The sequence below is a fragment of the Rhizobium sp. CECT 9324 genome (assembly GCF_918741265.1).
Lineage (GTDB): Bacteria > Pseudomonadota > Alphaproteobacteria > Rhizobiales > Rhizobiaceae > Allorhizobium.
The window spans coordinates 536,563-561,152 of the sequence record NZ_CAKKMZ010000001.1; the positions used below are offsets into that span (position 1 = coordinate 536,563).

Consider the following 24,590-nt stretch of genomic DNA (forward strand, 5'->3'; position numbering starts at 1 on the left):
TTTGTTTGCATCAATCGAGAGAGGAGTAATCGTCATGGCATTTGTTAAGACTAAGGACGGAACTGAGATTTTCTACAAGGACTGGGGTCCGAAGGATGCTCAGCCAATACATTTCCACCATGGCTGGCCACTCAGTGCCGACGACTGGGACAATCAGATGCTGTTCTTCCTGAAGGAAGGGTACCGGGTCGTCGCTCATGACCGCCGCGGACATGGTCGTTCGAGCCAGGTCAGTGATGGCCATGATATGGACCATTATGCTGCCGATGCGTCGGCGGTGGCCGAACATCTCGATCTTCGCAATGCGATCCATATCGGTCATTCGACCGGCGGCGGGCAGGTTGCGCGCTATGTTGCGCAGTATGGTCAACCCCAAGGGCGTGTCGCCAAAGCGGTTCTGGTCAGTTCTGTACCGCCGCTGATGGTCAAGACCGAAAGCAATCCGGAGGGAACGCCGATCGACGTGTTCAACGGTTTCCGCGCTGCGTTGGCCGCGAACCGGGCACAGTTCTTTATCGATGTGCCGTCCGGTCCCTTCTACGGGTATAATCGACCCGGTGCCGAGCCTTCGCAAGGGGTTATCGAAAACTGGTGGCGTCAGGGCATGATGGGGAGCGCGAAGGCGCACTATGAAGGCATCAAGGCCTTCTCGGAAACTGACCAGACGGAAGACCTAAAGGCGATCACCGTCCCGACCCTCGTGATGCAGGGTGATGATGACCAGGTGGTTCCCTATAAGGCGGCTGCGATCATGCAGGACAAGCTGCTAAAGAACAGCAAATTGATCATCTATCCCGGCTTCTCGCACGGCATGCTCACGGTCAATGCTGATGTAGTCAATGCTGATTTGTTGAGTTTTGTTCGCGCCTGACAAGCTTTATACCTTTCAATCTACGCATCGCAGGGTGCTCCTGCGATGCGTTCCCAAACCGTGAAAACAGCGCCAAACGTGGTATAAGGAAGGACGGGTAGCGGGATGCCAGATGACCAGGGTAAGAAGGGACAATGTCCCGTAACTCATCTCACGACGGATTTTGGAGCACCGGTCTCGGAAAACCAGAATTCTCTTACCGCCGGACCTCGGGGGCCGCTTTTGGCGCAGGACATCTGGCTGAATGAAAAATTGGCTAATTTTGTCCGGGAAGTGATTCCCGAGCGCCGGATGCATGCGAAGGGTTCCGGCGCATTTGGTGTGTTTACGGTCACAAATGACATCACGCGTTATACAAGGGCAAAAATATTCTCGGAGGTGGGCAAAAAAACCGAGATGTTCGCACGTTTCACGACTGTCGCTGGAGAGAGGGGAGCCGCGGACGCGGAACGTGACATTCGCGGCTTTGCTTTGAAATTTTATACCGAGCAGGGGAATTGGGATCTGGTCGGCAACAACACGCCGGTTTTTTTTCTGCGTGATCCTAGGAAATTTCCAGATCTTAACAAGGCCGTCAAACGGGACCCCAGAACCAACATGCGCAGCGCGACCAATAACTGGGATTTCTGGACGCTGTTGCCGGAGGCGTTCCATCAGGTGACGATCGTCATGTCTGATCGAGGAATCCCAAGAAGCTATCGGCATATGCATGGATTTGGCAGTCATACATACAGTTTTTACAATGAAGCCGGAGAACGTTTCTGGGTGAAATTTCACTTTCGAACCCAGCAGGGGATCGAGAATCTGAGCAATGCGGAAGCAGCAGCAATCGCTGGAAGCGATCGCGAGAGCCATCAGCGCGACCTCTATGAAGCGATCGAAAGAGGCATTTTTCCTAAATGGAAGATGTATGTCCAAATCATGCCGGAAGCGGAGGCCGAAACCTATCGTTTCCACCCATTTGATCTCACCAAGGTGTGGTACAAAGAAGACTATCCGCTGATTGAGGTCGGTGAATTCGAGTTAAATCGTAATCCCGATAATTTCTTCATGGACGTCGAGCAGAGCGCCTTCGCTCCTTCGAACTTGGTGCCCGGAATTGGCGTTTCGCCAGATAAGATGCTGCAGGCTCGCCTGTTCAACTATGCCGATGCCCAACGCTATCGCCTAGGCGTGAATTATCATCAAATCCCTGTCAATGCGGCGCGCTGCCCTGTTTTTAGCAATCATCGTGATGGCTATGGCCGAGTAGACGGCAACTACGGCTCGTTGCCGCATTATGAGCCGAATTCCTTTAATCAATGGGTCGAGCAACCCGATTTCCGTGAGCCACCGCTGAAGATAAGGGGTGATGGCGACTTCTGGAATTTTCGGGAGGATGATGACGACTACTTCACTCAACCTCGCAAGTTGTTCAACTCCATGACGCCTCGACAGCAGCAGCTACTTTTTGCCAATACCGCCGCGGCGTTGGGGGACGCACCGGCTTTCATCAAACAACGTCACATTGAAAATTGTAGTCGCTGTGATCCTGCCTACGGTGCAGGCGTTGCCACTGCATTGGAATATTTGACCTCTTCCTCTGGCCAGCCGTTAGCAGCGTTGTGAAGTAGTTTCGACGAACTGTCGGGCTGGTGGTATGCTTCAATACACCAAGGAGCGCAGGCCAGGGCGTAATTATCAGTAGCGCCCCCGCACGCTCCTCTGGCTGGCACACGACTATTTCCGCTGAGCGCGCGCTGCGGAATTTTTTTGGCAATCGGGAATGGTGGAGGCTTTGAAAAGCATGACGACAATCGCGTTCCGCGGCTACCTGCCCGGCTGGAGGTACCTCTTCACGATCGCATTGCTCGTTTGCATCTTCAATCCCGCAAAAGCCCAAGACGCGGTCACGCCACCTATAGAAAAGCTTCGCGAAATCTCCCGGCTCCTTGCTGATCCTCAGGTCGCTGCGTGGCTTGATTATGCCCAGACGGTGAACCGCGTGCCTCAGTCGCCGGCTCCGGTGGCGGGAATGCAGTCCGGTTATGTTGCCGAGAGGCTTGACGCGATCAACGCGCGTCTTGCCACCGTTATGAGGGGGAGCATGGAAGTTGCTCCCGGTGTGAAGACTGCGGTTGAGAAGATCGCAGCAGAGGTGACGCGGGGTGCGGTTCTGCATCTCTTCCTGTTGATGCTTCTCATTCCTCTTTTGGCGGTTGGTTTCGAGCGGACATTTGATTTCCTGTCAGAGCGGCATTGGCGCCGCCATCTGGCGGAATCGGTGCCCGCTGTGCCAGTTGGCCTTCATGCGTGCGGACAGGCAATCAGCTTTGCGGTTGGTGCTCTGCTGCCGCTGGCCATTGTCAACTGGCCGCCGCTTATGCAGCGAACGGCGGTCATATTTGCGATTGCGGCCATCGTTCTCCGTTCCACAACTCTCTTCGGTGGCTACATCGTCTGGTTGATTGCACGGCCAGGTGCGCGAAAATCTTCTCAGATAGAGGAGGCTGCTGTCGCGCCAGGCGACGAAGCCGCGCCGGCCAATGCGCCCGCTTCCGATTCGCAAGCTTGGCAGGTCGACCCCTCGTCACTTGTTACCCCAAGTGGTGTCCGTTACTGGTTCTCGCGCTTTCAGTGCGGTTTACGCATTTTTGTCACTGGCTGGACGGTTGTGGAACTGATGAAGCTTTTCGGCTTCGCCGAGGGGGCAGTGTTGCTCGGAATCCTTGCCTCCAACCTTGCCCTCTTCATTCTTGCCGTCGAAGCAGTCTGGCGCCGCCCGCGCCGCAGAGACCATGGAGAAACCGCTCGTAAAGTTTGGTCCTGGCTGATGACGTTGGCGGTCGGCCTGCTTCTAATCCTTTGGATCATCGGGCTTCATATTTTGTTTTGGACCGGCCTGCTCTCTCTTTTGCTCCCTCCTGTCTTGCGATTGACGACCGCCGTCGTCGCGCGGCTTCATGGAGGCACTGAGGTAATGCGGCCTTCCGGTATTGGGTTTGTCATCAGCGAACGGGGCGTGCGGGCGCTTCTTATCATCCTTGCCGCCTGGTGGATCGCAAGTGTGGCCGGGGTGGATGCTGCTGGAATGATGATGGGGACAGGGGATACACTGATTAGCCGTGTCGCGCGCGCCGTCACCCAAGCAATCGCAGTCCTTCTCGTCGCAGACATTTTCTGGCAATTTCTCAAAGCCGAAATCTCTGTACGCATGGCGGAAGAGCCGCATGGTCGCCACCTTAGCGACGCGCAGATTGGTCGCAATGCCCGCATTCGCACGCTGCTGCCAATTCTGCACAATATACTCGCAATCATCCTTGGCGCGGTTGCCGTCATGATGGTATTGACCAGTATTGGTGTCGACATAGGTCCGTTGATCGCGGGTGCGGGGGTAGCAGGTGTAGCCATAGGCTTCGGTGCTCAAACCATAGTGAAGGACCTCATTTCAGGGATATTTTATCTCTGGGATGACGCATTCCGTATTGGTGAATATATCGAGACCGGAAAATATAAAGGAGAGGTTGAGAGTTTCTCTCTACGATCCGTGAAACTGCGACATCATCGCGGCCCTCTTACTACCGTGCCGTTTGGCGACCTGGGCGCCGTGCAGAACATGAGCCGCGATTGGTCGGTCACGAAGTTCAATATCTCCGTACCTTACGATACCGATCTGGAAAAGCTTCGCAAAGTTATCAAACGCATCGGGACGGACATTGCTGAGAAGCCCGAATACAAAGAGATACTAATCGATCCGTTGAAGATGAAGGGCGTAGCGGAGTTCGGTGAATATGCCGTGGTGGTACGCGTCGGCTTTACAACCAAGCCCGGGGAGCAGTTTTTGATCCGACGCGAAATCATGAATCGCATTGTAAGTGACTTTAAGGCAAATGATATCCAATTTGCATCACCGACCGTGCAGGTCGGAGGCGCGAATGGTTATACAAATGCAACTGCTGCGGCTGGCGAAATCCGACGCCGCCGCGGAAAAATCACTACGGAATAAATGAATACATGGTCAAGGCACGAAAGCAAAATATCCAAGCGTAAAACGCACGAAGAAAGTTAGAAATGTAGCTAGCTACGTGAAGAAAGTTTTTGTGTATTCACACATCGGTTTGGCCTTATTATGATATAGAGATCTTGCGAAATAAGAGGTTTCGGTTGAAGCATGTTGTATAAATTCAACTAATCTGCGTTATTTATTGAATAAGTTACGGAGATATTTTATTTATATTGCGTATTTTGTTTAGAAATATATGTAGTCTCGGCGAAACTAGCCTTTTGCGGAGTAAATTTCAAGGAATGTACCACGAAACACGGAAAAATTGTTAGACTCTGTGGCCTCAAGCAAACAAGGAATCATGAAGCCTCGAGGTTTATATTGGGCACTCGACGCATGTCAAATTGCAGCTCTGTGAATAGCCCCGAGTTTCGTAAACATCCTCGAGTTAAATTGTAAGCGTCCGGTGGTGGTGAGCGGCATGCGAATCTGACGATCAAATGATTACCAGCGACGACAGGAGCAAACCCTAAGCGATGTTGCCAGACCACGTGTTGAGGTTTTCGGTCACTCAGGTCCGCCTGCTACGCATTAATTCTCGCACCTCTTTCATCATCCAGTTCCGAAACGTGCGGACCTTCGGGTGGTCCTGATTGCCGATGCGGTAGAGCAAATCGTAACCCCACTCGACTTCAAGTGCTGCCTCAACGAATAGTGATACCTGCCTTTCAGCAGCAAGGTCTTCCAGGCTGTCGAGGCTGGCAGCAGATGTATCAATAAGAACTGCACGAAAGCTGCCATCGCTGACTGGGGCTGGGGTATGGTGGACTGTAGTTGATATTGTTCGAAGAATCGAAGCAAACTGTTCTAAGCTCGGAAGTTGGACCCATGGCAGGGATAGATGGCGGAATCATTGCGGAAGAAGACGGGAGATGCCGGTTATACGCGTCCCCCCGAAGTCGAAAACCAGATCGACGAGCTGTCGGCCGTCACCGAAGAAGAGCGTATCCGGCGTATCTCGATCCTGGATAATAAAGATCCGGACTATGTTCGCTCGGAGTGCCTGTTGCATTTTCTTCGCAAGCTTAGGGGCAATTCGCCTCGGAACTACGAGAGAATTTGGAAGATTCTGATCCTGCGTGTCAAGCAGGCATTGCCCGGCGGTTGGCGACGCGAGACTGGACCCCTCGTGGCGATGGAAGAACGGGCGGCGTCCGCAGCGCTTGGCAGGTTCGTAGAGATACTGGCGCAAGACTACAACGGCTACGACGAACGCCTCGACTTCTTCGAGGTGAAGTTCGCGGCCGCGTTGGCGGCTCTCCGCCGAACGGCGTTGTCCAAAGAATCCAAGGAGAGCGGGCGCGAAACGGCTCTCCCCGACGATCCCGACGCTATCGACAAGATCCAGACGTCTGAGCCTGGCTTCAATCCGCTCAACTCCGAAAAATATTTGGACCCAATGTACCGAATTCGCATGCGGACTGCGATTAATGCTCTGCCGGACGACCAGCGTCAGGTGCTGATCCTTGATTGGGCGGGTGTGCCTTTTACGTCGAGCGATCCAGCCGTCAGCACGATAGGCAGCATTGTAGGTTGCGGGGAGCAGACCGCCCGGCAGAGGCGCGACAGAGCACATAAGGCTGTGAGGATCGCGCTGGAGGGAGATGACCAATGAATAATTCCAACGCAACACCGAATGATGAGGAGGTCATGCTGGCCTTTTCGGTCGAACCCGACCATGGCCCCGTTACGATTCGGCGCTACATCGAGAACTATCCACATCTCGCAAGCGAATTGCTCGACTTGGCCTTGGATTTGCTAATGTCGTCAGAGGAAGAGCCCGTGACGTTGCAAGATCTTGATTCGTTGGAGATCCAGCAGGCTTGGGACCAGTTCAACAGGATGATTTCCGCCGAACGACTGGAGCCCTCTACAGAGCAGATCAAGCAGGTCGAGGCTTCTCTTGTCTCGGCAGAGATGCGGGAGATTGGGCTACCCTTATCGGTGCTGAGTGCTATCAAGTCAGGCCTTGTGGAACTCGAAGGCTTCCCCGGGCGGTGGATAACCAAGATCGCGGTTACCGGTGGCTACGCTGCGGAAATTCTGCGTTCCTATCTCACTAGGCCTCCAGCCCTTTCGTCGGCGAGGAGTTTCAAGAGCGAGGTCAAGCCGCAGGTAGGCGGAAAGGTGACTTTCCAGTCGCTGATCGAGAATTCCACGCTCACTGAGGCCGAGAAGGCCGAGATATTGCGAGAGGACTGACGGATGGATGGCGTCGAGATCGGACGGCGCCGGGCAGCGGCGCTATTCCAGAAAGCGGAGAGCGCCGGTGTTGACCCGTGGCAGCCTTACCTAGTGGCCATCTTCGCTGCGAAAGCCGAGGGTGTCACGGTTGAGAAGGTGGCGAAGGGGCATCCATCGTTGGCCGGCGCTCGAGCGACCTATGATCCGGATTTCCGATTCATCCTGCACGAAGACACTGGTTCGCCGTTTTCCGACGCATTTCTGATCGGGCACGAACTGGGCCACGTGCTCCTTGGTGACGACAAGGTGGCCGACAGCGCGCTGACCGTTGACGAGGAGCGCTCCACCGATGTGGCTCCGGTGGGCGTAGACCGCGTTCAGGATTATGGTCGAAATCAGCGCCGCGAAATTCAGATGGATCTGTTTGCCCGCGAGCTGCTACTGCCCAGGTCTCGCGCGAGATCCCTCCATATCGACGAGAACCTGACAGCGACACAGATCGCTGACAAGCTGGGGGCTGCTTTTGGTGTTGTCGCCCAGCAGATATTCGACGCTCTGCTGTTACCCGAATTCGAAGAGCGGCCAAGAGCGGAGGGCGCCATCCGCGCCCTCAATGAAGAACAGCGCGCCGCAGCCCACCACTCCGGAAGCCCGTATCTTCTCGAGGCGGGTCCGGGAACCGGCAAGACGCAGACCTTGGTCGGTCGGATCAATTGGTTGCTGGAGCAGGGAGCCGATCCGCGCGAGATATTGGTCCTCACCTTCTCCAACAAGGCTGCCGGAGAATTGGTGGAGCGCATCAGCGCAACAAATCCGGATGCCGCAACCGCGATGTGGTGCGGCACTTTCCATGCCTTTGGTCTTGACATCATCAAGCGGTTTGCCGACGAGATAGGCATGCCACCGGTGCCGACAATGATCGACCGGGCGGACGGCATCGCGATGATCGAAAGAGAATTGCCCGGCCTTAGGCTGGTGCACTATCGAAATTTGTGGGATCCGACCCGGGACATCAACGACATCCTCCAGGCGATTTCGCGCGCGAAAGACGAGGTAGCCTCGCCGGACGACTACCGTCGGCTGGGTGAGGCCATGAAGGCGGCGGCCAAAGCAACGGGCTCCCATGATCGCACGGCGATCGTGACTGCAGAAAAGGTACTCGAGGTCGCCAGGGTCTACCAGCGTTACGAGGAGCTCAAGGCGCCGAGGAAACTACTCGACTTCGGCGACTTGGTATCGCTTCCAGTCACCGTGCTCGAGCGCTATCCCGCGATCAGGGACGCTCTGGCATCCAAGTACAAGCATGTGCTCGTCGATGAATACCAGGACGTGAACCGCAGCAGCGTCCGCCTGCTAAAGGCCATCGTCGGAACGGGTCAAAATCTCTGGGTCGTCGGTGACATCAAACAGTCGATCTACCGTTTCCGTGGCGCCTCGTCGGTTAACGTGGATCTGTTCGACAAGGCGGACTTCCCTACCGCAAAAGTGGGACGGCTGACCGTGAACTATCGTTCTCGTGAAGAGATCGTCGATGCCTTTTCCGATTTTGCCGATGCAATGAAGGCCGCCGCCGGCAGGCCGTCAAGGCTTACTGCGGACCGCGGCGCATGCGGCCACCGTCCCGAGTTCCGGAAGAGCGGTACAGATAAGGATGAGATAGCGGTATTGGTGGAAGCGATTCACGAGATGAGATCTCTTGGCCACGATTTTCGTGACCAGGCGGTTCTCTGCACGGGCAATGACAAGCTGGCGCGGTTTGGCGTCGGGCTCGAAAGCCTAGGTGTGCCGGTGTTATATCTCGGCAGCGTATTCGAGCGTCCCGAGATCAAGGACTTGTTGTCCATGCTGGCCATGGTCGCCGACAGTAAGGCTCTAGGGCTCGCACGTGTCGCGACCATAAAACCGTTCACCATGTCGATGGCTGACCTCGCCTCCATCGTGGCGGAGTTGCGTAGCGACAAGGCAAACGACTGGAAGACGATGAAACTTCCAATTCTCGGTCTTTCACCAGAAGGCCAGCAAGCGCTTGTACATTTGCGAACAGTGCTGGCAGGTTTCGACCGGCGGTCGCGCCCATGGGACGTCCTCGCCCATATACTTCTCGATCGGACCGTCATAGCAGGCGAAATCGGCCGCTCGGGGGCGATCTCGCACCGCGCCGCTGGCATTGCTATCTGGCAGTTCATGAATTTCATCCGGAATGCACGCGGAACTGCGTCCCCAATCTTGGACATGCTCGACCGTATCCGTCGTTTGGTCTCCATCGCGGATGACCGCGACCTCAGGCAGTTGCCGCCATCAGCCCAGGGTCTGAATGCGGTACGGCTTATGACGGTCCATGGCAGCAAAGGTCTCGAGTTCCCGGTCGTGCACTTACCTGGCTTGACTGCAGCTAGCCTGCCCAGGTCCGCTAACCAAATTCAAGGCATTGCGCCGCCGGATGGGCTCGTCGCAAGCCACGGGCTGAGCGGCATCGACGTTCGGGCCAAGGCCCATGAGGAGGAACAGGAGTGCCTGTTCTATGTGGCGACCTCTCGTGCACGGGACCGTCTGATATGCTATTCGCAGTCGCGTTCCGTGGATGGTAAGACAATGAACCACTCGCCGTTCATCGATCGCATAATCCCTGCGCCGTGGATGGTAACGCCGACCCTGAAGGTGCCTCCGGCTCCGGAAGACATGCCAATCAGTATCGTCTTCGAGGACAAGCCTTCGTTTACCGGACAGCAGATTCTGCAATACGAGAAATGTCCTCGGCGCTTTTTCTACAGTTACCTGCTTAAGGTCGGCGGAAGGCAGACCGAAACTGCCTTTATGCGCATGCACAACGCCACAAGACACGTAACCGACTGGATGGTTGCGCAAGATCCCGAAATTGTCGAATTGGCGGAAATCGAACGACGCCTGCAACTCGCCTTCGATGCGGAGGGGTTCGATGTTTCCGAGCGAGCGGAGTATGTGGAGATAGCACGCTCGCTTACGCGATCGCTCCACGAAAACCGGATCGGCCAAATAAGGAAATCCGTTACCCGTCTCCAATTCGACACGGACTATGGTGTGATCGAGATGAGGCCGGATGAAGCGTTCGTGCGGAATGGCGTGAACGTAGTTCGTTCGATCCGGACGGGCCATGCGAATTCCAAGAGCATGGAAGATTTGGCTGCTGCCGCGTTCGTCTTAGCTGCGAGACAGCATCCTGATCGACCGCGTGCCGATCTTGTTTTCCTCGGTGACAGCACATTCGACCCGGTGGAACTCAATGCGAGAAAGCTGGAAGGCAGGCGAGTGAAGATTATCGGCGCGCTCCAAAGCATTGCTGCCGGTGCGTTCGAGACGGATCCGAACCCCAGACGTTGCCCTAGCTGCCCGGCATTTTTCTTCTGCGGTCCAGTTCCTGACGGCATTCTGACAAAAAAAGTGAACACGACCCTACCGGATTTCTCGACACGCTCCGATTAGCCCTTCAGAAGCCCCCGGACAGTCCGGGAGCACTGGAGAATGACAATGAGCGTCAAGTCCGGTCCTGCCACGCAGGAAATCGAGGATGTCGGCATCGCCATCCGTGAGGGACGTCCCCTCAACCCCGCCAACAACTATCGCATTCAGTTCGCCAATGGCGATCTGGAATTCAAGCCGTGCACGGTGCCCGATCCCATCCCGCTGGGCCGTCAGATCCTGGCTGCCGGTGGTGTTAAGCCGAAGGCCGGGGTGAGCCTTTTCGCGGTCCTCGCCTCGGGTGATTTCGAGGACGTCCGTCTGGACGAGCCCTTCGATCTGCGCGGACACGGCGCGGAACGCTTCATCGCTTTCGTCACCGACCGCGACTATAAGGCTACCGTCAACGGTGCCCAAATCGAATGGGGCAAGCGCATTATCAGCGGCGCCGTCCTCTACACCCTCGCGAAAGCCGGTGCCGACGAAGCTGTTTTCCTTGAGGTGCCGGGGGGCACTGACCGCCTAATCGAGCCCGAAGATCTCATTGATCTCGATGAGCCTGGTATCGAGCACTTCATTACCGCTGCCAAGCCGCGTTCCCAGATCGAGATCATCGTCAATGCCCGTCCACGGCTTGTCGATGGGCCGGACGTAACTTTCGAGCAGATTGTGCAACTGGCCTTTCCGGGTGCCCCGGAAGCCAACGTAGTGTTCTCCATGACTTACCGCCATGCGAAGTCCAAGCCTCACCAAGGTGAGCTGGGCATCGGCGGTGTCGTAACCGTCAAGAAAGGGACTACGTTCAATGTCACCCGCACTGTTCAGTCTTAATCCCGACCTCAAGCAACTCCGCGACGAAGGCTATGTCGTGGAGCAGCGCGGTGGCTACCTGGTCATGCATCAGGTGCCCTACGTCAACGCTTCCCGTCAGGTGAAAATGGGCAAGCTGATCTCCAGCCTTACGATGGCTGGGGATCGGACCCATCGACCCGACACGCATGTGATGTTTTTCGATGGCGAATATCCGTGCCACGCTGATGGTAGCCCCATCTCCGCGATCATGCACCAGAGCGTGACATCGCATCTGGGCCACGGTCTGACGTCGCGCCACTCCTTTTCCAGCAAACCCTCCGAAGGGTATCCAGACTACCACAAGAAGATGACAGCCTATGCAAACATCCTCGCCGGCCCCGCGGCGGTTCTGCAGCCAGGTCTTAGCCCGCGCGTCTTCCAGGTTCCCGAAGACCAAACGGTCTCGCCATTCCACTATACCGAGACTGCCTCAGATCGTGCCGGTATCGGTGCTCTCACTGAACGCCTCGAGGGCGAGAAGGTCGGTATCATCGGGCTTGGCGGAACCGGGAGCTACATCCTGGATCAAACGGCAAAGACACCCGTCGACCAGATTCACCTGTTCGATGGCGACACCTTTTTGCAGCACAATGCATTCCGAGCACCTGGGGCGCCCTCGATTGACCAGTTGCGGGCGGCGGTCCCCAAGGTGGAGTATTTCGCCTCGATCTACTCACATATGCACAAGGGGATCGTCCCCCATGTCGTCGCTCTCGACGCGAGCAACGTGCATTTGCTGGATGGCATCACCTTCGCCTTTCTCTCGATGGATGCAGGTGACGCGAAGCGGGCAGTGGTGTCCAGGCTCGAGGCGATGGGCGTCCCGTTCATCGACGTCGGGATGGGGCTCGAACTGGTCGACGGTTCGCTCGGCGGCATTCTCCGCGTCACCGCCAGCACGCCTGCCAAGCGCGATCACGTTCACAACGGGCGTATCTCTTTCCATAGCGCGCCGGCCGATGCCGTCTATGCCACCAACATTCAGGTCGCCGACCTCAACATGCTCAATGCAGCCTTAGCTGTCATGAAGTGGAAGAAACTGCGCGGCTTCTACCGCGACCTGGAGAATGAACACCACAGCACGTTTACGACGGATGGCAACATGCTGCTCAACGAGGACCGGTCGTGATGCTCCATACACATCTCAAGCACCGCTTCACCTCTGTCATTCCCGACAAGTTGGAGGCCGGGGTACTCTACATCTCGATGGAATATGCGACGGCGGCCCATAGCTGCTGCTGCGGGTGTGGCGAAGAGGTCGTCACACCGTTCACTCCGACTGACTGGCGCATGGACTTCGACGGAGAAACCATTTCGCTCAGCCCTTCCGTGGGTAGCTGGACGTTGCGGTGCCGCTCGCACTACATCATAACGCGCGGTAAGGTCATCGAAGCCGGGGCGTGGAGCGATGAACAGATCGAGGCAGAACGTCGTCGTGACCGTGGCGCGAAGCAGAGATACTATGGCCAGGTCAATACCGCGCCACCTGCCACTTCTTCTTCGCCACCCAAGGTGCCGGAAAAGAGGAAGGGCTTCATGGATCGCTTTAAAGCTTGGCTCGGCCTTTGAGCGGCGTGATACAGAGTGCATATTCAACTCAGCCGCATCATCAGGCATTGTCGGTGTGGCTCTCCACTTGCTGCTGGGTATTCTGGAGGCGGAATTAATTGCCGCTTAGCGCCCTCATTACGGCCGTTCGACGAGCCTTCGCGATATTCCAAGAGCAGACATTGCCGTCAAACCCCAGGCACCAGTCAATCCGGTATCGAGTTGCTGATGTCAACTTGCCCCAAAAGCGGTCACCTTAGATCAATATTCGAAAGCGGTGCTACCGCAGTTGCTCGCTCGAACTCTGCAATGGAGCGCGCAGGCGATCGGCCGTAGGCGTCCATCAGAGCGTTCCAGAATCGCCGCAGGAGCGCACGCCGTTCCTCCGGCGTCCAGGTCTCCAATTCTTCGTTGACATCCACCCACGCGCCGACAGCCGGAAAGCGTTGCGTTCGGAATTCTCCAGGCAGGACCGTGTCGGTCAGATCGCCGGCGCCCAGCTTGATCCCGATCGGGCCTCTGCCGCCCATCGCCCTAATGGCAGCGACGCCCTTGCGCAGGAACGTATCGAGCGGCGTGAACGGCAACGCATAAGCGAAAACCTGGCCACCGCTGCTCTCCGCGAAACAGTTGTTATTGACCGCCCAAAGCTCACCGTTCGACTGAAACCATTGCGTCGCGTTGGTGACGATCATGTCGTTGCGCGCGCCGGTGATGTGGCCCCAGACCGACAATGCGCCATCGCTATTGAGCCCCCAGTCGCCATCTTGCCCGCGAATGTTCAGTGCTATGTCCGAAATTCGCTGTTCGAGCTCCACCCTGGCAGGGACCGACCATTCGCGGGGCGCGATACGCGCAAAGATCCGTGTCCCTTCCCGCAGATCAACACTGCGCCGCGGCTCCTCCATCGCATTGTTGCGGAACTCGAGCTTCTTCTCCGCCGCCGGCCAGATCGCCGGATCGCTGCTGCTTGGCGCCTGCCAGGAGATGGGCGGCGGCGGCGTCTTTGCCGGCGCCTGCTCGGCCAGGATGGGCAAGATGCAACTCTTCAAGACTTCGGCGAAACGCTTCTGCTCCGTCCTGATCTCTTCCTTCGTCGCCCCGTCCTTCAGGTTATAGACTTTCGCGCCGCTCCGGTGACGCCAGTCAAAGGGGAGCGCTACGGGACCGGGATAGTGCGCGCCGTTCGCCACCAGGATGATGCGGCCCTGAGAGAGTGCATGTTCCGCATAGCCAAGCTCGGACATGACGTTCGGGTTTTGCAGATGCTTCGGCTCCGAACGCTGATCTGCAGCCGTATTCGGCTGAAGTGCTATAGGATCGGTTACCCCGACTGGAGTCATGTCGGCGACAAACACATTCGCCTTGGCGATCTTGTCCAGGATCGTCTTTGTGATGTCCGGGGTTCCGGCGATATTCTTGGTATCGTGGTCGACCTCAGGTCTCGCTGCCTCCTCATAGTCGGGATCGATCGCGATGAGCTTGCAGGCATCTTTCAGAGCGTCGCGGACAAAATAATGGTGTAATTTCGGATCGCGATCACTTTGCCAGGACCAGAATATCTTTGTCATCAATTGTTACCCTCTACTAACCGCGATACGTTGTAGTGCATCGGCGAACACATTCATTGCCGAATTCGATGCAGCCGAAAAAGCCTGTCGAAGAAATCTGTGATCCTCACCTCGGCGCCGCCACCGACCAGTTCATTTGCGCCGAACCGATAGACCTCGTATCCGGCAAGGCGCAGCTCGCGGTCAGCCGACACCATGTCGGCGTAGACCTTCAATGACGGAAGGTCGTTTTCCGAGAAGTGATGCTTACCGTCGACCTCGATCACAATGCGCTGACGGCTAGGAAGCAACATCAGGAAATCCATACGCTGACGCGGTAGCGGAAGCCGGTGGCGCAGGACTTTCACGACGGCAGGATCGTAGTGAAGATAGACCTGCGGCAGGAGCGCGGGCAGCGCCTCGCCGAGGGCGGACCGATAGGCCTTGAAGTAGGTCGCGAAAAGCTTGTGTTCTGCGTCGGAGGCTAGGGATTCCTGGAGGCGAGCTCCAAGTTTAGCGGCATCAGCCCCCGGCGTAACCTCACCCCACCAGGAAACAAGCTCCGACCACAGAAGGCCGCTCGCGCCAATTAGCCGGTCGTAGACCAAGCAGCTCTCTTCGCCAGACAGAATGACAATATCGTTGTTGATCGCATCGGCGAAGCCGATCTCCGGTTTCGGTCCTCGCGACGCAAAGATCAGGTTTTTCGGCCGGCCGCCAACCCCGCGCGCGAGGGAGCGGAAACTGAAAAGAGGGTGACCGGATATCTCGCCGTCCTGCACAAGCTCATATCCATCCGGCGCGAGTACCCTGTTTAGCGCCGCGACCGTCTTAGTCTGCTCATCGCCCGATCGGGAAAGAGGGTGAACTGCTTGTTCGACCAAGGCGCCGAATCTTGCCCTGGAACAATCGAAGGCCCCTATTTCTCCGAACAGTTGTTCGACCGACCAATCGCCGGGATTGTGATCCATGTGCCGGGCGATCTGGTCGCGCAGGCTCTGGCCCCTGCTGCCGAAAAAGGCTTCGAATGGCGAGGAAATCGGGAAGTAGCACTCGACCACTTCCACGGTGCTGCGTTCACCAGCGAGATCGTCGCCGAGAATCCGCGCGACGTCTCGTCGTGTTATCTGCGTCAGCGGCGGATCGTTAGCCTCGAGTACCTTGCGACCGGCCTCATCGAGGGGGATGTCGCTGCGAGCAGCAGCAAATTTGAGCGCCAGTCGAGCCAAGTCCTCCTGCGTAAGATTATTGAGCGCAAGTTCGATACGCTGCCGTTTCGAGAAGCCCTCTGGTGCAGGCACGACCAGCCCAGCGACCTGTTCTGGCTCTTGGCTCATTTGGGCGTGGCTCATCCCGTGCAGAATCCCGGAGATAAGCCCATAGAGGTTACCCGCCACGGCTTGTTCCCTTTAGCGTCATACGCACGAAGGCGAACATCCGCGCAAACAGGTAGTCGACCTGATCGAGGGATGTCAGCGCTTCCTGCGTCGTCTCAGAATGGCGAATGCGAAAGCTGTTTCCGATTTTAGTTAGTTCGGCGGCTTCGCGTCCGAGCGCTTGGCGAAAACTTGAATCTGGCGCAGCGATACGATCTAGCAATGCATCGGCCTGCGCGCGTTTGTCGGCCCCCGCCTCCAGCGTCTTCATCCGCTCAAATGCATCCCACAGCTTTTCCAGCGCATCGCGGCGATCGTCAGGCTTTGGCGAGAGAATTCGCTGTCGTGCGGCTTCAAGTAGCCCATCGGTTTCTGCATCACCGGTATGAAACAAGGCCCAGCCGATAGTGTTGGCGATCGCCTGCGGAAGAACGCGGCGGGCCTGTCCGGTTGCTGTGAGCTCATAGGCGACAGCGTTCCGGCGAAACTGTAGGTTCACGTCCGACACAAATCGCGCAAGGCCGGCGTCTCGATTCCAACTTAAGTGATGGTGACGGTAATAGGAATGATAAGCGCCCTGAATTGGCTCACCCACGGCGCTAGCGCAGAACTCGAGCAGATCGAGGATCACCGGCGTGTCGGGCACTTCGTTGGGAAATAGCGGCCATTCAATCCACGGCACCTCGGCGCCGAGCACCTGGCGAAAGGCTTGCTCGTCACACCCGCAGGGACCGTTTCCGTCGGGGCATTGTTCCGGAAAGCGCAGGCCAAATGAGCCGTTGCCAATTCTCGTCTGGATCAGACTGTAGAGGCCGGCCCACAAGCGCTCATCAATGATCTCAATGGTTGCGGGACGCGCCCCGTACTCACGTTCTGTAAAATAGGTCGACACGCTCTCCCCCATTATCGCTTCTCAGCGCGGTTCTACCCGCTCCCGACCAGTCTGCGCATCGCTTGATCAGCCTCGAAAGGTTCGGCGCGGTCCAGCAACAGGCCGCCCCCACCCAAGTGGAAATCGCGAGGCGATATACTGAATTTGCACCAGTTAGGGTCAGCCAGATCGTTGCGCTCAACTCTCGATCTACAAAGGATACGCCTGCTCCACAAGTGGACCGATGGCGCTGAGCATGATGAATAGCTTCAGCTTCGAATATCCATCGGATGCAGGTAAGTAAAGCGGTGGCGTTGAGCATGATGGGCTGGCTGATTTGGGACCCAAAAGCTGTCGCCGATCGAGCATCTTGCCAACGTCTGCAATGGGGTCGGGTCCAAACGGGCGGAAAGCGCCCGATCTCGGACATCGAGAACAGATTTGACGCTCCTTAAAGCGGACGTAGCCGGCGACGCTGAAGGTCGCCGGCCCTATCCTAAACGCGAAAAGGCTCGTCATGGGCTGGGTTCAGCTTTGACATCTTATCTGTAGAAGGTACGGTTGGGTCTATGCGCACCAGAGGACTAGGCGTTCAGACCCTTGGGGCATCGCGCTTCGTGCTGGAACCGGGATTCTTCAGTTTCGCGCTCTCAATCAGGAAGTCAGGGTCACCCAGTGCGTCCGCGATCGCTTCCAGATGGCTCCTGCCGGAACCTTATCGTGCGTCCCCCTTCACCGCCTTCTTCATCCTGGCTTTCGCCTCCTCCGGCGTCTTTCTCGCAACTCGCTCCCGATCTGGATTAATGTTCTCATCGAGCGCGTCGATCATGTTTCTCAAAGAAGAGACGTCTGCCTCAAACTCTCCGAGGAAGCCCGTGCATAGGGAGCATGCCCAGACCACAATTACCTGGTCGGGCACGTCCTTCAGCCTCTTCCACTCCACCTCAAGCGCGGTCTGCATTTCGCCGCTGGCTTCGGCCATGAAAAGTGACCGGAGCTGCTGCAGCCGTGCGTCACGCTTCTCGCCCGCGAGATTGTGGGCGATCTCGTTGCGCACTGAGTTCACAGCGAGGATCAGGTCCCAGATCGAGTTGTCGTCTTTCCGCAAACCGTAGGCGCGTACCACCTGGACTTTCTGTGAGAAGCCGAGGCGTGCTTCCTTGAAAACATGCTCTGGGTGGAAGAAGACTATGGTCAAGATGTTATCGAGCGCGGTCTCAATGATCAGGTGCCCTGTCAAGACAGCCTGTAGGAGCGGATCGATCTGCCCCATCTTCTCGTGAAAAAGTGCGGCGTACTTGTCGAGATGACTGGCCTTCTTCATCATGGCAACTCCCTTCTGGTCACGCTTCGATAGCACGTTCTCACATCTTCGACCTCGAAAGTTGCACGCCGACCCAATGCCGCCCGGGATCTGGAATGTGATGCTTGCGCTGGGTGCCCCGGACGCCCCGCGTATTCCCCGCCGCGGACTTAGACCTGCCAGCCTGCAAAGTGGGGCTAAGGCCGCGCCTCGGATGGCACAGGTGGCAACGGTAGTTCCACAACAAGCTAACGTAGAAGGGGACTTTCAATTGGTTCCGGAACCGGTAGATTGAAGATCAAACCAAATGGGGGCGAGTATTGGGTTGGGATACAGGACTTGATGAAGGTAGTGTTGCCTACGTGATCACGTCAGCACCTGCACCTCGGGTGCGATTGTTCGATGGGCCGGGAACCGGACCGGCCGCGCCCAAAGCCACGGCGGGAGGCGCGTGACCGAAATTGGCAACGCGAGAGGAACTGTACACGAAGTTCGGGATCGCGGCCGAAGCCGGTCAGCTATTCGAAACAGAGCTTGGAACGTTGCTGCTCTGCTCGCGAGGACTCGAGCATGGCTGGCACCTCGTGCCGAACGGCGAGAAAGCGCGCGCCGTTCTGGATGAGATTGACCGGAGCACGCTCGGACGCCTATTAAATAGCTTCAAAGGTGCGATCCGCATTGAAGGCGACCTTGCGGATAAGTTCTCATCCGCTCTAAGAGCTCGAAATCGTCTGAACCATGGATTTTACGAAAAACACAATTTCAAGATTCAGACCGACGAGGGGCGGGACGCGATGATTGCCGATCTGGAAGCTATCCACGAGGAACTATTTCAAGCTTGGCAGATCGCCAGCGCCATGACGTCGCAAATATCGGAAATTATTCTACATGATGCAGCCTTATCGCCGTAGCGAACAGCGTCACCACTCGAAAGCAATGCTATGAAAGCATCCAAGATAACGGCGGTCGATTTTTTCGACGATCTGACTTCAAGCTACGCGCGCAAAAGGTTCTTCGGCGGGTTCAGCCTACTGATAGTGTTCTGCCTGGTACTCGTCGGCGTTGTTAAAGCATACGTTACATGGCCAATCATCAACGAGATCATGGTCTCCGTGCTGATCGAGATCGTAGCCGGGTTGGTGATCATCCTCGGGTTCTACGCTCTCTATGTCTACTTCATCGGAGCCAATACAGCCGTCAGAGAGGTGAACGTCACCCGTCCGCAGGACATCAGCGAGCGGATGATTGCGATGCCAAAGGAGGTCCGGCATTACATGTTCTGGGGACGGTCGGGGTCGTTCTTCAGGGCTTATCCGCTGCTCGAGCTAGACAGGCAAGCCCGCGAGAACAAGCGCAACATCGTGGTCGACGTCCTCCTGCCCGATCCCGACGACGAGCGCCTCGTGAGGTCCTACAGGGAGATCCTGAAGGCGCTCGGGGAAGAGCCGGGGGACAATCCACTGCTTCCCAACGTCCTCTCGACCTGTATGGCCTGCGCGATCGTGTCGTCGAACAATAAGCACCTCGACATCAAGATTCATCTGTCCCGCTTTCTGCCAGCGTTCCGGGTCGACCTTTCCGACAACGGCGCGATCCTCACGCAGGACGACAAGAAGAAGTCGGCCCTCTATTTCGACTACGGCTCCGAGTTCTACGACATGTTCCGTAGCACGGTGACGAACGAGCGCGACGTTTCCCGAGAGGTGACCTGGGACACGGCGCTGTTCGCGGGCCTGAAGCTGGAAGAGAAAAGCTGCGATGCGAAGACCCTAAAAGCGTTTGGCATCAACGTCGGCGACGTGGACGCGATTCAGCAGGAGGTGGCGCGCCTGATCACGGTCCGGCCCCACCGCTACGGATGAGGGAACTGGTCGGAGCACAACAGCGGGCCAGCGATTTCCGCTTGCATCCGCTCGGGTTCTTCTACCTCCAGGATGCTGTCGGGGAGGCGAGGACGCGCCGCGTCCATATCTGGCTTCCCGACGGCCCGGACCGGCCGGAGAACGACCGTCACCAGCATTCGTTCGACATCGAATCCTTGGTGGTCGCCGGACGCATGCGCAGCGAACTGTTCCGGTTCGAAGAGGAGGCGGAAGGTCCCGAGGCGGAATACGCGGTCACCTACGATGGGCAAGAATCCATCCTGACGCCATCAGGAAGAAGGGGACGGCTCCTCCCGATCGCGTCGTTCGAGACCGCTTCGGGCGCGTCCTACCGGCTTGAGGCGGGCGTGATCCACCGGGTGGCTGTGATCACAAGGCCCTGCATCACCGTGGTGAGGACACTCGAGCGGCGCGTTCCCATTTTCTCCTATGGGCATGAAGACGAGGAGGCTTTCGATCGCCGGCTTTGTACTGAGAGCGAGGCCGAGCAAATCCGGCGCCACCTCGTGCACGCAGGCGCAGGTTAGTCCTCCGCTAGAGAAGGTTGGGCAGCGTCGGGAGGTAGCGGAACGGCTACAATGAAGTCGGCGAAAGAACGTCCGCTTACTGATGACTTCACCCGAAAGATGTCGGTCGGTTCACGGCCCCTTTTCGGCCGCGAGATTACTGTGCACAATGACCGCCTTTGACTTAAACGGAAACTGTCAATGCAGGACCGACTTGAGGCTGAGAATTTACAAGTCTCCATGCAGTCAGGCCCCCGCAACCAACCATCCCTGCGATACCAATAAAGCCCCCTCGTGGGGCTTTTTGCGTTTCGACCTCTCTCGAGGGCCGGATCTCATCGTCTGACAAATATCGGTCACATCAAGCGATGCAGCGCATCGCGGTGGTGTATCATTTCCCTCAGAAGGGCATGGTCCCGGGTCAAACGATTCTTTCGCGCTGTATCGGGCGCGATTTCCGTCATGCGGACGGCCATTGCCTGCCCCGCTGTCCAGAAATCAGGATAGCGGCCGGCGGCAACCGCCGTGTGCAGCGCCGTGCCGAGCAGAACTGCGTCACAGCCATCAGCCTTGCGGACTGTGCATCCCGTTGCGTCGGCATAGAGTTGCGACAGGAGCGGATGATGGGCGAGGCCTCCGGCCAGCAGCAGTGTCTTGATCGGTACAAGGTCCGGTGGCAGGCGGTCGATGATATATTTGACCCCGCAAGCCAGCGCCACGCAGCTTCGCCAGTAGATCTGGCAGAGGCCGTCAAAGCTCCGGTCGAGGCTCAGGCCCGCCATGGTTCCCGTCAGGCGGGGATCGGACGTGGGGGAGCGGGTTCCATGAAAGTCGGGCAGCACGGTGATCGGCAGGCCGTAGTCGGCGCCCCTCTGCTGAAGCTGCAGACCAATATGGTCGAGGATGGCCCGATGACGTGCCTGGTTCGGCTCGCCCCCTTGGGGATGTGTGCTGACGATGTGATCCAGCAATGCACCAGACGCCGATTGCCCCGCCTCGAGCAGCCATAGATCGGGCACCGCGACATCACGGAAGGTTCCCCAGCATCCCTCTCCGGAAACCGGCCGATCAAGGAGCCGAACGATGCAACTCGATGTACCGGCGATCAGTGCCGCCTGGTTCTCCAGCGTTGCGGGCATCGAGCGATCGGTGGCGCAAAACAGCGATATTGTTCCGGCATAGGCATCGATCAGCCCAGGGGCAACCATGCAATCGTCAGTCAGACCGAGCGCCTCGGCAGCGTCGGTGGTCAATCGGCCGACAGGCGCGGTCGGCTGGCCTGATTTTTCAGGAAGCGCCGATTTTTCTGAGAGATCCGCCAGTCCGACGCGCTCATAGAAGCGATCGGGGCGCTCGCCCGGGGCGATGGGTCCATAACCCCATTTCGCCGCCAGCGCCGAGTGGCCGCGATGGTTGAGGCCCGTCGCCCGCCATGTCAGATAATCCGCCAGATCGAAAATCATGCCGGCTTGCGACCATGTGTCGGGCAGGTGCCGCTTCAGCCAGAGCAGTTTCGGAACCTGCATTTCGACCGACAGGCGACCGCCGAAGCGTTGCAAAATTGGATCGTCCGTGCTGTTGCACGCGTCGGTCTCGTCAATTGCCCGATGGTCCATCCAGAGCATGGTATCCAGATTGCGTCGGCCGGACATAGAGACGGAAAGCGGCTTTCCTCGCTTGTCACGCACCACAAGCGAGCAGGTCGCGTCGAAGCCGATGGCAAGGACGGCGGATGACGGAAGCCCGGCTTCCGACAATGCCGCCCTGACTGCGGTGCAGACAGCCGACCAGATCTCGTCGCTGTCTTGTTCCAGGTGCCGTGGTTCCGATTGGTGCAGGGAGATCGCTGTAACATGTCGGGATAGCTGGCGACCGCGAAGGTCAAAGACGCCGGCACGCGCACTTCCCGTGCCCACGTCCACGGCAATGATGTGGTCATGCATCCGGTCGGTCTTTCGGTCTCCTCGCTGGGGTGACAAGGTGGAGCAATTTCTCCATGGCGTCAAATGTTTGCAGGGGCATCAGCGCTTCCAGTCCGTCGCGATAGGCTGACAACCCTGTATGCGAGCCGCCGGTAAAGGCAAGCACGTCCATGCCGGCTGCCCGGGCAGCGAGGATACCCGCGGGACTGTCTTCGATGACGAGGCATTCCGATGGTTTGACACCCATATCCCTCGCTGCATGAAGAAACAGATCAGGCGCCGGTTTGCCATGTTTGACCATGCTGGCACTGTAAATATGCGGTGCAAAGCGATTGAGCATTCCGGTGGTCGCCAGGCAAAGTTCAATGCGCTCACATTGGCTTGAGGACGCGACGCACCAGGCGATGCCGGCGTCATGCAGTCCATCGAGGGCGGCTTGGAGGCCTTGGATCGGTCGAAGCTCGCTCCGAAAGCGCGCATAGAGCGTGTCGCGCATCCGGGTTAGAAACGCGTCGTCGATCTGAAGGCCGAACTCCTCCCGGACAAGATTGCGCACCGTTGCGAGGCTCCGTCCAAGGTAACGCCGCGCCGCGCCTTCCGCATCGATTGCAATGCCGGAGAGGGTGAGTGTTTCCGTCAGCACGGACAGCGCAATCGGCTCACTGTCGACCAGCACGCCATCGCAATCGAATATGATCAGCCGTTTCGCATCCAAGACGTCTGGCCCCCTGCTGGCCTTCAGGCGGCCAGACGGCCGTCGATGTAGCGTTTCAGTGTTTCTGCGGTGCCAAAGGTGCGCAAAGTCTCCAAGGCTTTGGCGAATCGCTGGACAAATATCGGATTGGTGCCGACTGTGCCAAAGATATCGGTGAGCGCAAGAAAGGCTTTCGGGTCGTTGCGCGAGGCAATGGCGGCAGCCTGCAGGCGTTCGGCGCTGGCATCATTGAAGACAATGGCCTTGCCGGCATCGGACGTGCCTTCGAAATAGCGGCACCACAAGGCAGACACCAGGGCCAGTCCGACAACGTCAAGTCCCTTGGCAAGGCGATCTGCGGTCGACGGCAGGATGAATTTCGGCTGGCGGTTCGATCCGTCCTGCGCCAGACGCGGAATGGTGTCGCCGATTTTCGGGTTAAGGAAACGGCTTTCGATCAGTGTGAAGTAATCCTGGAGGCTGGTATTGGGCACTGGCGGTACGATCGGTATGATCTCTTCGTTCTCCAGCTTGGCAAGATAGCCGCGGATCAGCGGATTCTCCATCGATTCGTGCACGAAATGAATGTCCATCAGTGCCGCCGGATAGGCGATTGCCGCATGGCCGCCGTTGAGAATGCGCAGCTTCATCAGTTCGTAAGGGGCAACATCCGCAACGAAAGTGACGCCGACCTCCTCAAGCGCCGGTCGCCCGAGCGGAAACTTGTCCTCCAGAACCCATTGCTTGAATTCCTCGCAGAACACCGGCCATTTGTCGTCAATGCCGTAGGTATCCCGCGCTATCCCGACCTCGCGCTCGCCGGTCGCCGGCGTGATGCGGTCGACCATGGCGTTGGGGAAGGCGACATTCTCTTCGATCCAATGGGCGAATTCCGGATCCGATAGCTTGGCAAGCCCGGTCAGCGTGGCTTCCGTGACCTCGCCATTGCCGGGAATGTTGTCGCAGCACATCACCGTAAATGGCGCAATCCCCGCAGCTCGGCGCGCCTTGAGTCCGGCGATGATCAACCCGAAGACGCTTGTCGGATTGCTGGGATCACCGGCATCGGCAACCATCGCCGGGTGGGTCGGATCGAATTTGCCGGTGGCCGGATCGATGAAATAGCCGCCCTCGGTGATCGTCATCGATACGATGCGGATCGCCGGGTCGGCCAGAGCCGCAATGATTTCGTCAAAGTCCGGCGCGGTCAGGATGCCTGTCATCGGTCCTGTCACGGTCGCGGCACTGCGATTGTTGTCCTGCTCGACCACCGTCGTCAGATAATCCTGCGATGCCAACTTTTCCTTCATCATCTGGTCCGACGGCATGATACCAGCGCCGAGAATGGCCCAGTCGAGATCCCGGCCCTTGTTGAACAGTTCGTGCAGATAGATCGCCTGGTGGGCGCGGTGAAAATTACCGACACCGAAATGCAGGATGCCGGCCTTCAGCTGCTCGCGGCGATAGCTGGGCACAGTGGCGGTCGAGGCGATTTCGGCAAGATTGGCCAGTGATAAGGTATGTGTCATGTCATGGTCCTCGGGGTGCGAGAC

General features: G+C 57.6%; 19 protein-coding genes. 12 read left to right on the forward strand and 7 right to left on the reverse strand.

What is annotated here, in order from left to right:
* Positions 1–34 precede the first annotated feature (34 nt).
* The 9 genes from LQ231_RS02485 to LQ231_RS02525 all read left to right on the forward strand — a co-directional run bounded on the left by LQ231_RS02485 (position 35) and on the right by LQ231_RS02525 (position 12,953).
* Complete coding sequence (locus LQ231_RS02485; RefSeq protein ID WP_230170154.1) at positions 35–871, forward strand: alpha/beta hydrolase; 837 nt, start codon at positions 35–37, stop codon at positions 869–871.
* 105 nt (positions 872–976) lie between these two features.
* Entirely contained in the window at positions 977–2,479 is a 1,503-nt protein-coding gene (locus LQ231_RS02490) for a catalase (protein WP_230170155.1), read from the forward strand.
* Between the two features lie 178 nt (positions 2,480–2,657).
* A complete protein-coding gene (locus LQ231_RS02495; RefSeq protein ID WP_230170156.1) occupies positions 2,658–4,856 on the forward strand; it encodes a mechanosensitive ion channel family protein in 2,199 nt (732 codons plus the stop codon).
* 898 nt (positions 4,857–5,754) lie between these two features.
* Positions 5,755–6,528 carry a hypothetical protein gene (locus tag LQ231_RS02500; RefSeq protein ID WP_230170157.1) on the forward strand — a complete coding sequence of 258 codons (774 nt, stop codon included), beginning with the start codon at positions 5,755–5,757 and terminating at the stop codon, positions 6,526–6,528.
* Entirely contained in the window at positions 6,525–7,115 is a 591-nt protein-coding gene (locus LQ231_RS02505) for a hypothetical protein (protein WP_230170158.1), read from the forward strand. The genes LQ231_RS02500 and LQ231_RS02505 overlap by 4 nt, the downstream gene beginning before the upstream one ends.
* Positions 7,116–7,118: 3 nt before the next feature.
* A complete protein-coding gene (locus LQ231_RS02510) occupies positions 7,119–10,556 on the forward strand; it encodes a UvrD-helicase domain-containing protein (protein WP_230170159.1) in 3,438 nt (1,145 codons plus the stop codon).
* A gap of 45 nt (positions 10,557–10,601) precedes the next feature.
* Positions 10,602–11,363: a multiubiquitin domain-containing protein gene (locus LQ231_RS02515; RefSeq protein ID WP_230170160.1), complete on the forward strand. Its 762-nt coding sequence runs from the start codon at positions 10,602–10,604 to the stop codon at positions 11,361–11,363.
* Positions 11,338–12,513, forward strand: coding sequence for a ThiF family adenylyltransferase (locus tag LQ231_RS02520; protein WP_230170161.1), 1,176 nt, complete (start codon positions 11,338–11,340; stop codon positions 12,511–12,513). Before LQ231_RS02515 ends, LQ231_RS02520 begins: the two co-directional genes overlap by 26 nt.
* Positions 12,510–12,953, forward strand: coding sequence for a DUF6527 family protein (locus LQ231_RS02525; RefSeq protein ID WP_230170162.1), 444 nt, complete (start codon positions 12,510–12,512; stop codon positions 12,951–12,953). Before LQ231_RS02520 ends, LQ231_RS02525 begins: the two co-directional genes overlap by 4 nt.
* A gap of 230 nt (positions 12,954–13,183) precedes the next feature.
* Here LQ231_RS02525 and LQ231_RS02530 read toward each other — a convergent pair whose 3' ends face one another.
* The 4 genes from LQ231_RS02530 to LQ231_RS02545 all read right to left on the reverse strand — a co-directional run bounded on the left by LQ231_RS02530 (position 13,184) and on the right by LQ231_RS02545 (position 18,056).
* Positions 13,184–14,503, reverse strand: coding sequence for a hypothetical protein (locus tag LQ231_RS02530; RefSeq protein WP_230170163.1), 1,320 nt, complete (start codon positions 14,501–14,503; stop codon positions 13,184–13,186).
* A 53-nt stretch (positions 14,504–14,556) separates the two neighbouring features.
* Positions 14,557–15,879: a hypothetical protein gene (locus tag LQ231_RS02535; protein WP_230170164.1), complete on the reverse strand. Its 1,323-nt coding sequence runs from the start codon at positions 15,877–15,879 to the stop codon at positions 14,557–14,559.
* Entirely contained in the window at positions 15,869–16,750 is an 882-nt protein-coding gene (locus LQ231_RS02540; protein WP_230170165.1) for an AbiJ-NTD4 domain-containing protein, read from the reverse strand. Before LQ231_RS02540 ends, LQ231_RS02535 begins: the two co-directional genes overlap by 11 nt.
* A gap of 694 nt (positions 16,751–17,444) precedes the next feature.
* Complete coding sequence (locus tag LQ231_RS02545) at positions 17,445–18,056, reverse strand: hypothetical protein (protein ID WP_230170166.1); 612 nt, start codon at positions 18,054–18,056, stop codon at positions 17,445–17,447.
* Between the two features lie 437 nt (positions 18,057–18,493).
* Between LQ231_RS02545 and LQ231_RS02550 the strand changes: the two genes are divergently transcribed.
* Genes LQ231_RS02550 through LQ231_RS02560 form a run of 3 tightly spaced genes read left to right on the forward strand, consistent with a single transcriptional unit; the run spans position 18,494 to position 20,442 of the window.
* The gene (locus LQ231_RS02550; RefSeq protein ID WP_230170167.1) at positions 18,494–18,943 is read left to right on the forward strand and encodes a hypothetical protein; all 450 of its coding nucleotides are present in this window, start codon (positions 18,494–18,496) and stop codon (positions 18,941–18,943) included.
* A gap of 30 nt (positions 18,944–18,973) precedes the next feature.
* A complete protein-coding gene (locus LQ231_RS02555) occupies positions 18,974–19,894 on the forward strand; it encodes a hypothetical protein (RefSeq protein WP_230170168.1) in 921 nt (306 codons plus the stop codon).
* Positions 19,891–20,442, forward strand: coding sequence for a hypothetical protein (locus LQ231_RS02560; protein ID WP_230170169.1), 552 nt, complete (start codon positions 19,891–19,893; stop codon positions 20,440–20,442). Before LQ231_RS02555 ends, LQ231_RS02560 begins: the two co-directional genes overlap by 4 nt.
* Positions 20,443–20,777: 335 nt before the next feature.
* Here LQ231_RS02560 and LQ231_RS02565 read toward each other — a convergent pair whose 3' ends face one another.
* From LQ231_RS02565 to LQ231_RS02575, 3 genes are read right to left on the reverse strand one after another with little or no spacing between them, the layout of a single operon-like run.
* On the reverse strand, positions 20,778–22,364 hold the full coding sequence (locus LQ231_RS02565) for an FGGY family pentulose kinase (RefSeq protein WP_230170170.1): 1,587 nt from the start codon (positions 22,362–22,364) through the stop codon (positions 20,778–20,780).
* Positions 22,357–23,058 carry an HAD family hydrolase gene (locus tag LQ231_RS02570; protein WP_230170171.1) on the reverse strand — a complete coding sequence of 234 codons (702 nt, stop codon included), beginning with the start codon at positions 23,056–23,058 and terminating at the stop codon, positions 22,357–22,359. The genes LQ231_RS02565 and LQ231_RS02570 overlap by 8 nt, the downstream gene beginning before the upstream one ends.
* A 23-nt stretch (positions 23,059–23,081) precedes the next feature.
* Positions 23,082–24,566 carry a mannitol dehydrogenase family protein gene (locus tag LQ231_RS02575; RefSeq protein WP_230170172.1) on the reverse strand — a complete coding sequence of 495 codons (1,485 nt, stop codon included), beginning with the start codon at positions 24,564–24,566 and terminating at the stop codon, positions 23,082–23,084.
* Positions 24,567–24,590: the final 24 nt, after the last annotated feature.

Bases quoted from the DNA above. Each gene is read 5' to 3' on its own strand.
- LQ231_RS02520 (WP_230170161.1), top strand. From the start codon at position 11,338: ATGTCACCCGCACTGTTCAGTCTTAATCCCGACCTCAAGCAACTCCGC.
- LQ231_RS02510 (WP_230170159.1), top strand. From the start codon at position 7,119: ATGGATGGCGTCGAGATCGGACGGCGCCGGGCAGCGGCGCTATTCCAG.
- LQ231_RS02545 (WP_230170166.1), bottom strand. From the start codon at position 18,056: ATGATGAAGAAGGCCAGTCATCTCGACAAGTACGCCGCACTTTTTCAC.
- LQ231_RS02500 (WP_230170157.1), top strand. From the start codon at position 5,755: ATGGCGGAATCATTGCGGAAGAAGACGGGAGATGCCGGTTATACGCGT.
- LQ231_RS02505 (WP_230170158.1), top strand. From the start codon at position 6,525: ATGAATAATTCCAACGCAACACCGAATGATGAGGAGGTCATGCTGGCC.
- LQ231_RS02530 (WP_230170163.1), bottom strand. From the start codon at position 14,503: ATGACAAAGATATTCTGGTCCTGGCAAAGTGATCGCGATCCGAAATTA.
- LQ231_RS02565 (WP_230170170.1), bottom strand. From the start codon at position 22,364: ATGCATGACCACATCATTGCCGTGGACGTGGGCACGGGAAGTGCGCGT.
- LQ231_RS02560 (WP_230170169.1), top strand. From the start codon at position 19,891: ATGAGGGAACTGGTCGGAGCACAACAGCGGGCCAGCGATTTCCGCTTG.
- LQ231_RS02495 (WP_230170156.1), top strand. From the start codon at position 2,658: ATGACGACAATCGCGTTCCGCGGCTACCTGCCCGGCTGGAGGTACCTC.
- LQ231_RS02485 (WP_230170154.1), top strand. From the start codon at position 35: ATGGCATTTGTTAAGACTAAGGACGGAACTGAGATTTTCTACAAGGAC.
- LQ231_RS02490 (WP_230170155.1), top strand. From the start codon at position 977: ATGCCAGATGACCAGGGTAAGAAGGGACAATGTCCCGTAACTCATCTC.
- LQ231_RS02555 (WP_230170168.1), top strand. From the start codon at position 18,974: ATGAAAGCATCCAAGATAACGGCGGTCGATTTTTTCGACGATCTGACT.
- LQ231_RS02515 (WP_230170160.1), top strand. From the start codon at position 10,602: ATGAGCGTCAAGTCCGGTCCTGCCACGCAGGAAATCGAGGATGTCGGC.
- LQ231_RS02575 (WP_230170172.1), bottom strand. From the start codon at position 24,566: ATGACACATACCTTATCACTGGCCAATCTTGCCGAAATCGCCTCGACC.